This window comes from Paeniglutamicibacter sulfureus (genome assembly GCF_039535115.1).
GTDB lineage: Bacteria > Actinomycetota > Actinomycetes > Actinomycetales > Micrococcaceae > Paeniglutamicibacter > Paeniglutamicibacter sulfureus.
In genome coordinates this window covers 3,240,129-3,254,767 of record NZ_BAAAWO010000001.1, presented here as the reverse complement: position 1 = coordinate 3,254,767, position 14,639 = coordinate 3,240,129, and the positions used below count along the sequence as shown (strand labels likewise).

Here is a 14,639-nt window from a genome sequence, read left to right as displayed (position 1 = left end):
CCTTCCCTTCGTTGCGGGCTGGTGCCCAAGCTCACCGGACCCATCCCCCGAACCCTTCATCTGTCTGCCCAGACAGATGTACAGTAGGGGCGTTGCCGCATCCCGTTTGCCCGCCGGCGACCCGGATGAAAGGCCCAAACCCCGAACGTGCGAAATCCACAACGCCTGACGACGCTGGCCCTTCTTGCCTCCATTCTATTGGTCGGCACCGGCTGCGCACCCGCCGCCCCCGGGACGGGTGCAACACTTTCGGAACAAGGCTCCCTGGCACTGCTCACCGCGGCCTTGCCGGAGACGCTCAACCCGCTGGCGGGGTTCGACAACAACGGCACGGGCAAGGTCAACGAATCGCTGTACACCCTGGCAGGTCCCCCCGACCGGTTGCCCCGGATCGTACCGCTGTTGGCCGCGGCGGAACCGACGGTCTCCAAGGACGCGCGCACCTGGACGGTTCCGCTGCGCCGAGACGCCCGGTTCAGCGACGGGACCGACTTTGATGCCGCCGATGTGGTGGCAAGCTACAAGGCCATCATGGATCCTGCGAGCGCTTCCCCGATCTTCGGCACGCTCTCAAACGTCGTGGAGGTCAAGGCCTTGGATTCGCACACTGTCAGGTTCACGCTGCACGAGTCCCAGGTGTCCTTCAAGACGGCCATGCTCGTCGGCATCGCCCCCTCCGAGGCCATCGTGCCCGGCCAGCGTTTCGAGGAATCGGCCTTGAACCGTGCACCCGTGGGCACCGGCCCCTACCTGGTGGACTCGATCGGCCCTTCGCGCCTGGTCCTGTCGGCCAACCCGGATTACCGCGGTGGCGAAGTCGCGCTCAAACGCGTCACCTACGAGGCCGCACCCGATGACAACGCGCGTGCCCAACGCATGCTGGCCGGGGAATTCGACGGCACCACACTTCCCTCGCGGCTGGCCCAGACCTTTGCCGCGAACTCCGAATTCGATCTGGTCACGGCCACCTCCGCAGACTGGCGCGGGATCTCACTCCCGGCGGACAATCCTCTGACCGGCGACCCGAAGGTGCGCCTGGCGCTTAACCTTGCCGTGGATCGGCAGGCGCTGATCGACGGCGTCCTGGCCGGTGCCGGGCGGCCGGCACACACCTTCGTGCCCGCCGAATACGGCGATGCCTTCGATCCCGGGGCCGTCTTCGCGCGCGACCCACAACGCGCCGCAGAATTGCTGGATGAGGCGGGCTGGGCTGTCGGCGAGAACTCGATGCGCTCCAAGGACGGGAACCCGGCCGCGTTCACACTCATGTACAACCCCGGGGACCAGCTGCGCCGCGACCTGTCCCTGGCGTTCTCCGCCCAAATGAAGCAGCTCGGCATCGATGTCTCGGTCGAAGCCGCGACCTTCGACCAAGCCGAGCCCCGGGCGGGCACCGACGCGATCATGCTCGGCGGCGGGGACACCCCCTACGACGTGGACACCCAGCTGTACAAGATGCTGCATTCCTCCTATCCGGCCACCGGTGCTTACTACGACAACCCGAGCAGGTATGCCGACCCGGCCATGGACCGCGCGCTGGAAACCGGGCGCACCACCCTGGATGCGGCCAAGAGGGCCACCGCGTACCGCGAGGTCCAACGGCTGTACACGAGCGAACCGTCCATGGTCCTGCTCGCGTTCATCGACCACACCTACGTCCAACGCGCCGCCGTCTCAGATACCTGGCAGGGCACCGGGACCCTGCTGGAGCCCCACGACCACGGCACCGCGTGGGGCCCCTGGACCAAGATCGGCCAATGGGCCCCCCGGCAATGAGCATGCAGGCACCGCCGGGGCTCCTGACCCTGGGGCGCATACGTGCCCGCAAGGTTCTCTCCCTGCTGGGGCGGCGCACGCTCGTGGCGGTTCCGGCCACGGCCGGGATCACCGCCGCGGTCTTCTGGCTCGCCTCCCTGGCCCCCTTCAACCCGCTGGCCCTGTACATGGGCTCGCAATACGAACACGCGACCCCGGTGCAACGCGGTGAACTGGCCGCGCAGCTGGGGCTCAACGATGCCTGGTACGCGATCTGGTGGCGCTGGGTTTCCGGCATCTTCCGCGGGGATTGGGGCACCTCCCGGGTCTTCGGCCAGCCGGTGGCACAGGTGGTGTCGGAACGACTTCCCTACACCGCGTTGCTGGTGGCCTCGGGGCTGCTCGTGGCCATGGCGCTCTCGGTGGTGCTGGCGGTGGGTGCCGCCCGCCGACCCGGCTCGGCCGCCGACGCCGTCGTGCTCGGCCTCGTCCACCTTGCCCAGGCCATCCCGCCGTTTGTGCTGGGACTGGCGGCCATCGCCGTCTTCGCGATCGTCCTGGGGTTGCCGGCCGGAGGCGCCGCGTCGGGAGGGGCCGACCCCACCCTCGGCGGCATTGCACTGCACCTGGTCCTGCCGGCGGGCGTGCTGGCGGTGACCCTGCTGCCGTGGCTGGTGTTGAACTTGCGGGCCTCGGTGCTCGAGGCGCTGGATTCCGATGCGGTGCTGGCCGCGCGCGGACGCGGGCTGGGCCAGTTCACGGTCCTGCGCACCCACGTGTTGCCGGTGGCACTGCTGCCGTTCATGACGGTGGTGGGTTCGAAGCTGGGCGAACTTGTCACCGGGGCGCTACTCGTCGAGGCGGTGTTCTCCTGGCCGGGCCTGGCCTCGGCCACGGTGTCCTCGGCGATCGCGGGAGATTTCCCCTTGCTGGCCGCGGCCACCGCCCTGACCAGCGCGGCGGTATTTGCCGGGTCCGCGCTGGCAGACGCCTGCTACCTCATCCTTGATCCGCGGGTCAGCGATGTCTAGGCCCCGCCTGCTTCCCCTTGCCCTGCTCGGCCTGGCCGTCAGCTATGCCGTGTTGGTCCCGTGGCTGCAACCGCTGGATCCGCGTGCGGTGGACCTGTCCGCGGTGCTGCAGGCACCCTCGGGCCAGCACTTCTTTGGCACCGATACCTTGGGCCGGGACGTGTGGACCCGTTCCGCCCAGGGCCTGCGCATGTCCCTGTTCCTGGCCCTTTTGGCCTCGGGGTTCTCCACCGTGCTCGGGGTGGGCGTCGGGCTGTTGGCAGCGTGGCGCGGCGGGCTTGTCGACCGCATTGCCATGCGCTTGGTTGATGCGACGAATGCGTTGCCGCACCTGTTGCTGGCGGTGGTGATTGTCGCCTTGTGGCGCGGGCAGTGGTGGGCGATCGTGCTGTCCATTGCATTGACGCACTGGACGCAGGTGGCACGGATCGTGCGTTCGCGGCTGCTCGCCGAGCGCACGGCAGACTACGTGCAGCTCGCCCGGGCCTCCGGCGCCGGGACGGCCTTCATCTGGTTCACCCACCTGCTTCCGGCGGTCGCACCGCAGGCCGCCATTGCCCTCGTGCTGCAGCTGCCCCATGCCATTTGGCATGAGAGCTCGCTGTCCTTCCTGGGCGTTGGGCTGCCGCCCGAATCCGCATCGCTGGGCCTGCTGCTGGACGACGCCCGCGGCGGGCTCCTGGCCGGCGCCTGGTGGCTGCTGGCCTTCCCCGCCGGGATGCTGGTCCTGGTCAGCTGGTCCACCGCCGCCCTGGCGGGCACGGCCGGAACGCGGCGCCTGCGCAGCGGGCCGGCCCGTGCCTTCAGTAAAAGCTCCACGACGCAGCCGGCAACGGCCCCGGCCGTTGCGCGCGCAATCCCCCACACCGATCCGGACCAATCCCTGGACGGCGCGGCAATCCGGGTCTCCGGCCTGGGCCTCCGGATCCCCTCGACCACCGCCCCCGGGGCAGCGTCCCTGGTGCTCAAGGGGATCGACTACCGGGCCGAGGCCGGGCGCATCAATGTCATCATTGGCGCCTCCGGGGCGGGAAAGTCCCTGCTGCTGCGCACCCTGGCCGGGTTGCCGCCCGCCGGCGCAAGTTTCACGGGAAATATCGCGGTCGGCGGACGCACGCTCGACGCGGCGGGGCTGGCCGCGGTGCGGGGCACCGAAACCGTACTGGTTCCGGGCTCGTCCGGCACCGCACTGAATCCCGTGCGGACGGTTTCCGCACAGATGCGCCAAACGCTCAAGGCCGCCAAGAGGCCATCCTCCCCCGCCGATGCCCTCGCGGCACTGGAGGCTGCGGCCATCGACGGATCCCTGGCCGCACGCTACCCCCACGAGCTTTCCGGCGGGCAGGCGCAGCGGGTTGCACTCGCCCTGGGCGTTGCCGTCGGCGCGCGGATCCTGCTGGTGGACGAGCCCACCAGTGCCCTGGATTCCGACACGGTTGGCCACGTGGAAACGCTGCTGCGGTCCCTGGCCTCAGCAGGAACCACCATCGTGATGGTCACCCACGACCTCGAGCTGGCCCGCCGCATCGCGGACCACCTGGCGGTGGTTCAGGACGGGTTGGTCGTTGAATCGGGCCCCGCCTCGGAAGTGCTCGGCAACCCGGCGCATCCGGCGACCGATTCGCTGCTGGGGGCGTTGGCATGAGCCTGGAGCTCGCGGACGTTTCCTACACCCACCCCGGCACCGCACCGACATCCGGGAAGCTGCTCGAGGGGTTGAGCCTGCGGGTCGGAGCAGGCGAAATCACGGGGCTTGGCGCCCCCTCGGGGGCGGGCAAATCGACGTTGCTACGCATCGCCGCGTTGATGACGCCCGCGGCTTCCGGGGCCGTGCTCGTTAACGGCCAGGCATTTGCACCGGGTACCCCGGTCCCGCGTCGGGTGCGCCAGTCCATTGGCATGGTCCTGCAGTCCCCGCGTGCCGCCGCCGATCCGCGGCTGCGCCTTGACGCATTGATTTGCGCCCCGCTGGCCATCCGCGACCGCGCCCTGCGCCCGCAACCACGGCGCCATGCCAAACGGCTGGCCGAGCTGGCCGAGGCGGTGCAATTGGATCCGGCACTGCTGCGGCACTATCCGCACCAGGTCTCGGACGGGCAGCTCCAACGGGCCATGGTGGCCCGTGCCCTGGCACTGGATCCGGAGGTGCTGATCTGTGACGAGCCAACCGCCCAACTCGACGCCGGAACCAAAGCCGTCATTCTGGGGTTGTTGTCCGTCCGCGCCGCGGCCGGCGCCGCCGTCCTCATCGCCTCGCACGACCGCGCCGCGCTGTCCAGGGTTGCCCACACCATGGTGGACCTCACGGACGTCAACCACGCCGGACGGCCTTCCTGACGCCCTTCCTGACGGCACGAGGCTCAGGGCCTGTCGGCGGTCGATTCCGACTCGTTCCTCCCGGGATCGGGACCAGCCATCCGCACCGGCAAGGGAGCCTGCCAACGCCGGGAGCCGGGCCCGGCGTTCCGGGCGGGGTCGCCAACCGCCTTCAGAAGGAGCTTCACGTCCGTGCTCAACGCCTCGTAGAACGGAACCTCGATCCATCGCCGAACGGCGCCCAAAGCACCAAGAACGACAAAACCAGTCAACAATTTGTCGGCCAGGGAATGAACCAGGTTCGACCCCAAGACGGCAAGGTACAAGGAATTGCCCATCGCCGCGAGATTCCGGGTTGTCGACTCCGATGCGTGGCCGGTTCCGCCGTTGAACAGCAGGACCAGCAAGGCGGATGCGACCAGCGAACAGCTGAGGGCAACGAGGACATTGAGCAACACGTACCTGGGGAAGGTTTGGCACAGTCGAAGGCGCCGCGCACCGTATCCCCACACCAAGGCGCCGGCAATGTTGACCAGCGCGAAGGCAATCGACGAAGAGTCGGTGATGGCCAAGCCAATCGCGTTGGTGGTCAGCCCCACGGCCACGCCTGCCCAGGGGCCAAGCACAATGGCGACGATGGCCGTGCCCACCATGTCGAAATAGAGCGGCAACCCCAACCAGGCCACCAGCGTGAATCCCAGGACGTTCAAGCAAACACATGCCAGAAGAAGCATGAGTTTCCGACGTCGCGCCGGAACCGCCGCCTCAGCCACGGCCGACTGCGGAGTTGCTGGTTCCGCTTCGGCGTCCGGCATCGCGGCGGGAACTTCCCGCGGGTTGCGCCTGGCATGAAGGCAACGGTGTTCCCACTGGGCGACCTCGGCTTCGGACGCCCCCAGGACGCGCGCAATTTCACCGACGAGCTGGGGGTTGACTCGCGTTCGCCCGGTCCGGAATGCGTCGTAGACCGTGGTGCGGGCGGGACGGGCGTTGCCGGCATCCACGCCGCCGAGCTCCCTGTGGGCCGCAATCCGGCGGACTATCTCGGCATAGGAAATATCACCGGCGGCGAAACGCAATACCTGCAAGTCATGGGCGATTTCATCGTATGAGCTCGCCGGGCGCTCCGCTGCAGGGGGTTCGTCAATCATTCAGTCCTCTTTAGCTACCGCCGCGTGCATGCCGCACATGGCCCCACCTGAATCTTAGGCACCCGGCGACCCCAGCCGGAAAGCCGTTACGTCCCGTTCGGAATATCCGGCTTTGTTCGGGGTTGTTCGAGAACTCGCTGGCCGCGCTTTTCCACTTGTCGCGTCAGCTAGTTTGGTACTTGATGGGGGCACCCGGGCACAGGTGCCGCCCGCCCTGCGGCCCGAAGCCGTGCATCCGGCTCGTTGGACTTCCCGTTGCAGCCTTGGGGGCAGCAGGGGGGATCGGCGCCACCAAGGAAGCAAATCACGCAGTGCACCACGGAGGGGCGATCATGCTTGTTGTCGCGGATCTTGCGGGGTGGCTGGCCCTGGCCAACGGCAGCCGGGGAGCATCCTCGAATATTCCACTTTTCGATATATTCCCCACGTGGAATTTGCCGTTCTGGCGATCGAGCACCAACGTCCGGGTGCCGATATCCACGGCAGTCTTCGATGACGGGGAACGTGTGGCCACTGACCGCTTTGAAGCGGCTCGGGTTCAGACCTAAGACGGTCCCGTGACCGTTACCTCCGTACTCGGCACGACCAAACTTGGGGGCGTGCCGAGCACAGAGATGACGATTTTCGACAGGTGGGCGGCCTCCGGGACGGGTTGGGATACCTGGGCGCATACCGCCACGCAGGACGCGGGTTGCCTGCACCGCAAACGCACAGGTGGGGCACGCCCCTAGTACTTGCGCAGGTTCAGCGGCTTTTGGCCCCTCAGGTGGTGGCGCAGCTCGTCGACCACGGACATCAGGACCGCAGTGATGGCCTCGGTGGAGTTCGACAGGGCACGCACGGCGACGCCCGGGCCCGGCACCTTGCTGATCCCCAGATGCACCTCGGTGCGCTGCGCCTTCCCGGTTCGGTAGGCCAGGTCGCGGATGCGCTCGACGTCTCCGGAACCGATGTTCGCATCGATGGCCAGCAGCATTCCCACGTGCGTGTAGTCCTGCAGGAAGAGCAGTGAATCCAGCGAGTCCGCCCCGGGGCGCACCAGCAGGTTGTCCAGCACCGCCAGGCGGCCGTCCACGCAGACCTCGGTGCGCAGGCGCACCTCGTCGTAGCGGAAGAGTTTCCCGTCCGGGCTCCACCCCGGGGTGAGCACCTCGCAGAAGAGCAGGCTGGAATCCCGGTGCATGTCCACCGTGGTGAACTGCCGGTAGTCGGCCCCGCGGTAGGCGATGAGCTGGTCGGGCACGTATTCGAGCACCGCCCCGGCGTCCAGGCGCACCACCAGGTCCTGGCGGGCAAAGGTGCCGGGGGTCTTGTACACCTTGGTGGCCGACTGGGTGGTCAGCAGCAGCGAGGCGCCTTCGTCCACAGAGACCTCGATGCCGTAGTTGTCCCCGCCGAGGTAGCCGCCGCCGGGGTTCACGATGGTGTAGCAGACCTGTGCCGTGTCATCAAGGTAGTGCGGCCGCAGGATCCGCAGGGCGCCCTGGTGGTACTGCCGGGTGGCGATCGCCTTTCCGGCGCGGTTCCCCACCTGCAGGCGCAGCTCGCCCACGAGCTTGGTTCCCGCGAAGGGCGAGGGCCCCAGCTCCTTGATGGCTGGCTGCTCGGGCATTCTCGGTGCCATCCTCCCTAGCCCAGGTCCAGCATCAGCACCTCGTGCTTGAGCCAGTCGATGACGGTGTCCAGTCCCTCGTCGGTCTTGAGGTTGGTGAAGCAGAACGGCTTGTCCCCGCGGAATTCCTTGGAGTCGCGCTCCATCACCGACAGGTCGGCGCCCACGTAGGGGGCCAGGTCGGTCTTGTTGATGATGAACAAATCGGACTTGATCATGCCCTGTCCGGCCTTGCGCGGGATCTTCTCGCCCTGGGCCACGTCAATGATGTAGACGGAGAAGTCCACGAGTTCCGGGGAGAACGTCGCGGAGAGGTTGTCTCCCCCGGACTCGACGAAGATGACCTGCAGGTCCGGGTGCTTGGCCTTCAGTTCCTCGATGGCCGCGGAGTTCATCGAGGTGTCCTCGCGGATCGCGGTGTGCGGGCAGCCGCCGGTCTCGATGCCGACGATCCTATCCAGCGGCAGCACGCCGTTGGCCGCCAGGATCTTGGCGTCCTCGATGGTGTAGATGTCGTTGGTGATCGCGGCCATCGACACCTCGTCGTTCAGCCTGCGGGTGATCCGCTCGATCAGCTGGGTCTTGCCCGCTCCCACGGGTCCGCCGATGCCAATGCAAATCGGTTCCATCATGCACTCCTTCTGTCGTAGGTTTCTCGCGCCGCATGTCACTGCCGGTCAGGACATGAACATGCGGGCGCGCAGGTGTTCGTGGCGCATCTGCGCAATTTCCAGGCCAGGGGCAGCCGCTCCCAGGTCCTGGAGGTCCAGGGCGAAGATCTTCTCCACGGCCGCCAACACCGGGGCGTGCATGGCACGCAGCACCCGCTGCCCGGCGTTCTGCCCAATGGGGATCCCGCGGATCGCGTTCTGCGTCAGCGAGGTCACGGTGGAGAACAGGTAAGCCGCAACGGTGTCGGCGCACGGGGCGCCGGCGCCGCGCGCGCCCAGGGCAAAGGCGATGCCCGGGTGCCCGAAACAGGTGCCGGAGGCCACCTGCTCCCGGTAGTCCTCGAGCTCCTTGGTGGGGAAGACGCTGGTGGCCACGTGCAGCATGCGCGCGCCCATCTTCACCCCTGCCTCGCGGATCTGCCGCGGCACGGCCGAGGCATGGACCAGCGCATCAATCCGCGCCAGCTCCTCTCCCCCGGCAGCCTCGTGGGCCAAGCGCACCGCCAGCCCGTCGGTGTAGGCCAGGGACTGTGCGATGAACTTCTCGAGCCACAGCGTGAAGCTGGCCTCATCGTGCACGGTCCGGGCGTCCAGGTAGCTTTCCAGGCCCAGGGAGTGGCTGAAGGCGCCGGTGGGCAGCGCCGAGTCGGTCAGCTGCAGCAGCGTCAGCAGGTGGCCCGGCCCGGGGCTAGTGGGTGTGTTCGGCATGGCGGAACGGCACCGGCATCACGCGTTCCTGGCGCTGGAACGGCGTCTTGTGGTGCTTGAGGAAATCCTCGACGGTGTGGTCGTATTGCACCACCATCACCGCCGCGCCATAGTCGGAATCGGCGTCGAAGAACTGCGCCTGCAGGTGGCGGTTGCCCAGGGCGTGCGCCACCTGCCCCATCTCGAAGACGCTGCCCGGGGCAATGACCAACACGTCGGTGGGAAGCACCGAGACGGTGATGATTTCCTTCTCGTTGCGCAGCAGGATGTCGCCGTCCTGAAGGTCCGCGCCCGGGGCCAGGCGGATGCCCAGCTCCCGGCCGTGGTCGGTGGTGACGCGCTGGATGCGCTTGACCAGGGCTGCGGAGGGCAGCACGACTTTTTCCTCGTGCAGCTTTGCCAGCTCGGCCTCGGGGACATCGCGTTTGTTGCCCGAAAGCTGCTCGATGATCATGGAACTCCTTTGAAATGCTCGACGTCGGCTTAGAAGAGGAAGTAGCGCTGGGCCATGGGCAGCACGCTGGAGGGCTCGCAGGTGGCCAGCACCCCGTCCACGGTGACCTGGTAGGTCTGCGGGTCGACTTGGATGTCAGGGGTTTCCCCGTTGAACTTCAGGTCGGACTTGGTCAGCGTCCGGATGCCTGAAACCGGCCGGATGACCTTGCGCAGCCGCAGGCGCTCGGGCACGCCCTCCTCGATGGCCGCCTGGGACAGGAAGGTGATCGAGGAGTGGTGCACCGCGGTGCCCAGCGCGCCGAAGTTGGCGCGCAGCGTGCGCGGCTGCGGGGTGGGGATCGATCCGTTGGAGTCCCCCATGAGCGACTGGACGATCAGCCCGCCCTTGATGACCATGTCCGGCTTCACCCCGAAGAACGCGGGATCCCAGAGCACCAGGTCGGCGAACTTGCCTTCCTCGATGCTGCCGATGGAATCGGCGATGCCGTGGGCGATGGCCGGGTTGATGGTGTACTTCGAGATGTAGCGCTTGAGCCGGAAGTTGTCTCCCACCTCGGGGTCGCCCTCCAGCTTGCCGCGCTGGCGCTTCATGGCGTCGGCGACCTGCCAGGTGCGCAGCACCGTCTCCCCGACGCGTCCCATGGCCTGGGAGTCGGAGGAGGTCATGGAGAACACGCCCATGTCGTGCAGCACGTCCTCGGCCGCAATGGTCTCGGCGCGGATGCGCGAGTCGGCGAACGCTACGTCCTCCGGGATGTCGGCGTTGAGGTGGTGTGCCACCATGAGCATGTCAAGGTGCTCGTCCACGGTGTTGTTGGTGTACGGCAAAGTGGGGTTGGTGGAAGCCGGCAGCACGTTGGGCAGCCCCGCCATGCGGATGATGTCCGGTGCGTGGCCGCCACCGGCACCCTCGGTGTGGAAGGTGTGGATGACCCGCCCGTCGATGGCCGCGATGGTGTCCTCCACGAAGCCGCACTCGTTCAGCGTGTCGGCGTGGATGGCGATCTGCACGTCGAATTCGTCGGCGATCTTCAGCGAGTTGTCGATCGAGGAGTGGGTTGCTCCCCAGTCCTCGTGGATTTTCAGGCCGATGGCGCCGGCGCGGATCTGTTCGGCCAGCGGGCCTCTGGCGCTGGCGTGACCCTTGCCCAGGAATCCGATGTTCATGGGCAGGTTTTCAACAGCCTGCAGCATCCGGGAGAGGTGCCAGGGGCCCGGGGTCACTGTCGTTGCCTTCGAGGCATCGGAAGGCCCGGCGCCGCCGCCGATCATGGTGGTGACCCCCGAGGCCAGGGCCACCGGAACCTGGTCGGGGCTCACAAAGTGGATGTGGGTGTCGATGGCGCCGGCGGTCAAGATCTTGTGCTCGCCCGCAATGATGTCGGTGGCCGCGCCGATGGTGATGTTCACCCCGTTGGTGATGTCGGGGTTGCCGGCCTTGCCGATCTTGAAGATGTGGCCGTCGCGCAAGGCGACGTCGGCCTTGTAGATCCCGGTGTAGTCCAGCACCACCACGTTGGTGATGACGGTGTCCGGGATGTCCTGATCGCGGGTCATCTGGCCGTTTTGGCCCATGCCGTCGCGGATGACCTTGCCGCCGCCGAAGACGACTTCGTCGCCATAGTTGGTGTAGTCGTGCTCGATCTCGGCCAGCAGCTCGGTGTCGGCCAGGCGAATGGCGTCGCCGGTGGTGGGTCCGTACATCTCCGCATAGTGCTTGCGGCTCATTTCAAAGCTCATGCTTGGTCCTCCTCCGGGGTCTGATCCTTCGAGGCCGCATCGGCCTCGGCCTTTTCGCTTTCCTCGGTGGCGCGCCGAACCTCTTCGGGGTGCGGCGGAAGCGATTCGTCCACGGGGTCCACGCCGAAGTCGGTGTGGAAGCCCACCGATTCCCCGCCCAGGTTGGGCAGATCGATGTCGTAGTCGGCGACCAATTCCGCTTCGGTGACCGGGTTGATGCCGGCGGAGCCGCCGATGGCCTCGGTCTCCACGGCCGGGATGGTCTCGCCGACCGGGCCGTTCACGCGGTCCTGGAACCCATAGACGTGCCGGCGCCCGGCGAATTCGACCAAGTGCACGGTGCGTGCATCGCCGGGTTCGAAGCGGACGGCGGTGCCGGCGGGGATGTCCAGACGGAAGCCGCGGGCGGCCACCCGGTCCAGGTCCAGCTGCGGGTTGACCTCGGCAAAGTGGTAGTGCGATCCGACCTGGATGGGACGGTCGCCGTGGTTCACCAGGTTCAGGATTCGGGTTTCGAGCTCCGAATTGCAGAGCACGGGTTCGTCACGCAGGATGTATTCTCCCGGTTTCATGTTCTTCTCTCCCTTGCCTAGCGAATCGGGTTGTGGACGGTGACGAGCTTGGTGCCGTCGGGGAAGGTCGCCTCGACCTGCACGTCCGAAATCATGTCGGCGACCCCCTCCATGACCTGCTCCCGGGTCAGGATGGTAGTTCCGTAGCTCATCAAATCCGCCACCGTGCGCCCGTCCCGGGCGCCTTCAATCAGTTCATAGGTCAGGATGGCCACGGATTCGGGATGGTTGAGCAGCAGTCCGCGGGATTGGCGTCTGCGCGCCAGGTCGGCGGCAACAACCACCATGAGTTTTTCGTGCTCACGCGGGGTCAAATGCATCTAGGGCTCCAGTTCTCAACAGCGGTAATAAAATGCGCCACCCGTTATCTTCAACCGGCGGGCAGATGCGCCGGGAGGTCCGTGGATAGGGCAAGAATAGCAGAAGAAAACCGACACCTATCTACGACTTGTGGTAGCGCGGCAGCATGGCGTTCCACCCCCGGTTTCGCGAGCGTAAACCGTAAGTTGACCAGCCCGCATTCGGTCTAACGTAGATGTAGCGATTCGCGTCCGGGAAGCAGGTTGCGCCGAACCCTGCCCGAGGCAAGCAAAACCTCCATCTCCGGGCCCGCAATAAACACTTGCCTCAGGGCTCAGCCCGTTCTGCGGCCAGTAATCGTTCCAGTCCGTCAGCCCAGCGCAATTGGAAGGCACTGGTGTGGCGCGTCCGGAAGCGGTCAATCCCATCGTGTACCTGTTCCGAATCCCACGTTCCGGTCCGGAGCAGGCCCAAAATCTGTCGATCGATACGGTCCTCGCTGGCCGGATCCAGCTGCCAGTCCAGCGCGGCGGCGCCCAGGGAGGGCCTGACTTCGGCGTCGAAAAGCCTCGGCAAGGTAATCGCGGCCAAGGCCGGAGCTGCCGCAAACAGCGCCGCGCGTTCGCGCGGCTTGCTCCAGCGAAGGGTAAAGAGCAGGTGGTTCACCGTGCCGTCACCGGTGGGAGCGGGGGCGAGCCCGCAAACGACCCAATCAAACATCACCCCGTAGGGACTGATCTTGTCCCAGTTCTTGGGAGCGCGCTGGTAGTTCTCTCCCAGCCTTTCGAGGATCGCGGGCAATTCTTCCGGAAAGATCCTTGGGTAGGCGTTCTTGAGTACTTTCCGCGGGATAGCGACCAGGTCGGCTGCCCGCATGGGGCCGATGCATGCTGCATGGGCACACACCACCGCGTCGACGTGCTTGCCCAGTTCACCGGTCCAGTGCCCCTCGGGCGAGGTGGCCAACCCCGGGGCGCTCATCATCAAGCGGTACAGCGCCGCGACGGGACGCTTGGCCGCGAGCACCCCGGGGCGGTCGGACTCGATAAGTGCCAGGACTGCCCCGGGGTCTCCGCGGCGCACTGCACGCAGGACTGGCGCGTCAGCGGAAGTCACAAGTGGCGGGCTTAGAGGCCCAGCTCGTCCTTGCCGAAGGCATAGAGGTAGGGCACACCCGCCTCGGCCTCGATGCGTTCCTTGGATCCGGTGTCGCGGTCAACGATCACTGCCACCGCCACGACGTTGCCGCCTGCCTTGCGAACGCCCTCGACGGCGGTCAGTGCGGAACCGCCGGTGGTGGAGGTGTCCTCGAGGACCACGACGTTGCGTCCCTCGACCGAGGGGCCCTCGACCTGTCGGCCCATGCCGTAGGACTTCTGGGCCTTGCGGACCACGAACGCGTCGATGGAGCGTCCGGCGTGTCCGGCGGCGTGCATGAGCGCGGTGCCCACCGGGTCCGCACCCATGGTCAGGCCGCCGGCATTGGTGAACTCGATGCCTGCCTCGTCGAGCATTTCCAGCATGACGGAGCCCACCAGCGGGGCCGCCTCGTGGTGCAGGGTGATGCGGCGTAGATCGATGTAGTAGTCGGCCTCCTTGCCGGAGGAAAGGATGACCTTGCCGTGGACCACGGCGAGTTCCTTGATGAGTTCGAGCAGGCGGGTGCGCGCGGCAGTGTTGGTCATGAGTTCAATTCTAGTTTGGTCGACGGCATACCTGTGATCGCAGCGAGTGTGTGTCATTGAGAAGCCGGCATCGCCCGCACTGCCTTCCCTCACTCGCTGCGTGGCCAACCCGGCTACAGACAGGCAGGTGGTCCCCGGGTTAGGGTGGGGTCATGACCGATTCTCGCCCTTTGGGTTACTGGCTTAAATTGGTTGACTCGCTCATCTCCGAGCAGTTCGCCAACTCCCTCGAAGAGCACGGCGTCACCCGCCGGCAATGGCAATTGCTCAATGTCCTGACGCGCGGACCCGCCACCGGAGGCGAGCTGACTGCAGCCCTTGCCCCGTTCTTCGGGGACGTCCAGATCGAAGACGAACCCACCAGCCCATCCGAGCATCTGGCCGAGCTCGTTGAATCGGGTTGGGTTGCCGAGGAAGGGCACACCTTTGCACTCACCGAGCAGGGGTCGGTGTCCCTGAACCGTCTCACAGAGATCGTCGATGCGATGCGCGAGGAATCAAGCGCCGGAATCACGCCGGAGGAGTATTCCACCACGGTCTCATCCCTGCAGAAAATGGCCACCAACCTTGGATGGGATCCCAACCGGCCTCCCGCGGACGCGTAGGACGAATCCGCCATGGTTGGGTTCCCTTGACAGGTTA

General features: G+C 66.6%; 14 protein-coding genes and 1 pseudogene. 5 read left to right on the top strand and 10 right to left on the bottom strand.

Annotation, left to right across the window (positions count from 1 at the left end; genetic code table 11):
• The first annotated feature begins 147 nt into the window (after positions 1-147).
• The 4 genes from ABD687_RS14905 to ABD687_RS14890 are packed head-to-tail and all read left to right on the top strand — an operon-like array spanning position 148 to position 5,123.
• Positions 148-1,776 carry an ABC transporter substrate-binding protein gene (locus ABD687_RS14905; RefSeq protein ID WP_310290030.1) on the top strand — a complete coding sequence of 543 codons (1,629 nt, stop codon included), beginning with the start codon at positions 148-150 and terminating at the stop codon, positions 1,774-1,776.
• Positions 1,773-2,786: an ABC transporter permease gene (locus ABD687_RS14900; RefSeq protein WP_310290033.1), complete on the top strand. Its 1,014-nt coding sequence runs from the start codon at positions 1,773-1,775 to the stop codon at positions 2,784-2,786. Before ABD687_RS14905 ends, ABD687_RS14900 begins: the two co-directional genes overlap by 4 nt.
• Positions 2,779-4,431 (top strand): ABC transporter permease subunit, encoded by a 1,653-nt coding sequence (locus ABD687_RS14895; RefSeq protein ID WP_310290035.1) that lies wholly within the window; start codon positions 2,779-2,781, stop codon positions 4,429-4,431. The genes ABD687_RS14900 and ABD687_RS14895 overlap by 8 nt, the downstream gene beginning before the upstream one ends.
• Positions 4,428-5,123, top strand: coding sequence for an ABC transporter ATP-binding protein (locus ABD687_RS14890; protein ID WP_310290037.1), 696 nt, complete (start codon positions 4,428-4,430; stop codon positions 5,121-5,123). Before ABD687_RS14895 ends, ABD687_RS14890 begins: the two co-directional genes overlap by 4 nt.
• 23 nt (positions 5,124-5,146) lie before the next feature.
• Here ABD687_RS14890 and ABD687_RS14885 read toward each other — a convergent pair whose 3' ends face one another.
• The 10 genes and pseudogenes from ABD687_RS14885 to pyrE form a co-directional block, all read right to left on the bottom strand.
• On the bottom strand, positions 5,147-6,253 hold the full coding sequence (locus ABD687_RS14885; protein ID WP_310290040.1) for an ECF transporter S component: 1,107 nt from the start codon (positions 6,251-6,253) through the stop codon (positions 5,147-5,149).
• A 727-nt stretch (positions 6,254-6,980) separates the two neighbouring features.
• A complete protein-coding gene (locus ABD687_RS14880; protein WP_264270552.1) occupies positions 6,981-7,865 on the bottom strand; it encodes an urease accessory protein UreD in 885 nt (294 codons plus the stop codon).
• 17 nt (positions 7,866-7,882) lie between these two features.
• The gene (gene ureG, locus ABD687_RS14875; protein WP_264270551.1) at positions 7,883-8,497 is read right to left on the bottom strand and encodes an urease accessory protein UreG; all 615 of its coding nucleotides are present in this window, start codon (positions 8,495-8,497) and stop codon (positions 7,883-7,885) included.
• Between the two features lie 45 nt (positions 8,498-8,542).
• The gene (locus ABD687_RS14870; RefSeq protein WP_302263235.1) at positions 8,543-9,244 is read right to left on the bottom strand and encodes an urease accessory protein UreF; all 702 of its coding nucleotides are present in this window, start codon (positions 9,242-9,244) and stop codon (positions 8,543-8,545) included.
• Positions 9,225-9,698: an urease accessory protein UreE gene (gene ureE / locus ABD687_RS14865; protein WP_302263236.1), complete on the bottom strand. Its 474-nt coding sequence runs from the start codon at positions 9,696-9,698 to the stop codon at positions 9,225-9,227. Before ureE ends, ABD687_RS14870 begins: the two co-directional genes overlap by 20 nt.
• Positions 9,699-9,727: 29 nt before the next feature.
• Positions 9,728-11,440, bottom strand: a complete 1,713-nt coding sequence (gene ureC / locus ABD687_RS14860; protein WP_264270548.1) for an urease subunit alpha — start codon at positions 11,438-11,440, stop codon at positions 9,728-9,730.
• Positions 11,441-11,670: 230 nt separating this feature from the next.
• Positions 11,671-12,012, bottom strand: a pseudogene (locus tag ABD687_RS14855) (urease subunit beta); the annotation flags it as partial.
• A 17-nt stretch (positions 12,013-12,029) separates the two neighbouring features.
• Complete coding sequence (locus ABD687_RS14850) at positions 12,030-12,332, bottom strand: urease subunit gamma (protein ID WP_264270547.1); 303 nt, start codon at positions 12,330-12,332, stop codon at positions 12,030-12,032.
• 307 nt (positions 12,333-12,639) lie between these two features.
• The gene (locus ABD687_RS14845; RefSeq protein WP_264270546.1) at positions 12,640-13,428 is read right to left on the bottom strand and encodes a hypothetical protein; all 789 of its coding nucleotides are present in this window, start codon (positions 13,426-13,428) and stop codon (positions 12,640-12,642) included.
• 11 nt (positions 13,429-13,439) lie between these two features.
• The gene (gene pyrE / locus ABD687_RS14840; protein ID WP_264270545.1) at positions 13,440-13,997 is read right to left on the bottom strand and encodes an orotate phosphoribosyltransferase; all 558 of its coding nucleotides are present in this window, start codon (positions 13,995-13,997) and stop codon (positions 13,440-13,442) included.
• Between the two features lie 152 nt (positions 13,998-14,149).
• Between pyrE and ABD687_RS14835 the strand changes: the two genes are divergently transcribed.
• The gene (locus ABD687_RS14835; RefSeq protein WP_264270544.1) at positions 14,150-14,602 is read left to right on the top strand and encodes a MarR family winged helix-turn-helix transcriptional regulator; all 453 of its coding nucleotides are present in this window, start codon (positions 14,150-14,152) and stop codon (positions 14,600-14,602) included.
• Positions 14,603-14,639: the final 37 nt, after the last annotated feature.

Coding starts and splice junctions, on each gene's coding strand:
- ABD687_RS14900 (WP_310290033.1), top strand. CDS start 1,773: ATGAGCATGCAGGCACCGCCGGGGCTCCTGACCCTGGGGCGCATACGT.
- ABD687_RS14895 (WP_310290035.1), top strand. CDS start 2,779: ATGTCTAGGCCCCGCCTGCTTCCCCTTGCCCTGCTCGGCCTGGCCGTC.
- ABD687_RS14890 (WP_310290037.1), top strand. CDS start 4,428: ATGAGCCTGGAGCTCGCGGACGTTTCCTACACCCACCCCGGCACCGCA.
- ABD687_RS14885 (WP_310290040.1), bottom strand. CDS start 6,253: ATGATTGACGAACCCCCTGCAGCGGAGCGCCCGGCGAGCTCATACGAT.
- ABD687_RS14880 (WP_264270552.1), bottom strand. CDS start 7,865: ATGCCCGAGCAGCCAGCCATCAAGGAGCTGGGGCCCTCGCCCTTCGCG.
- ureG (WP_264270551.1), bottom strand. CDS start 8,497: ATGATGGAACCGATTTGCATTGGCATCGGCGGACCCGTGGGAGCGGGC.
- ABD687_RS14870 (WP_302263235.1), bottom strand. CDS start 9,244: ATGCCGAACACACCCACTAGCCCCGGGCCGGGCCACCTGCTGACGCTG.
- ureE (WP_302263236.1), bottom strand. CDS start 9,698: ATGATCATCGAGCAGCTTTCGGGCAACAAACGCGATGTCCCCGAGGCC.
- ureC (WP_264270548.1), bottom strand. CDS start 11,440: ATGAGCTTTGAAATGAGCCGCAAGCACTATGCGGAGATGTACGGACCC.
- ABD687_RS14850 (WP_264270547.1), bottom strand. CDS start 12,332: ATGCATTTGACCCCGCGTGAGCACGAAAAACTCATGGTGGTTGTTGCC.
- pyrE (WP_264270545.1), bottom strand. CDS start 13,997: ATGACCAACACTGCCGCGCGCACCCGCCTGCTCGAACTCATCAAGGAA.
- ABD687_RS14835 (WP_264270544.1), top strand. CDS start 14,150: ATGACCGATTCTCGCCCTTTGGGTTACTGGCTTAAATTGGTTGACTCG.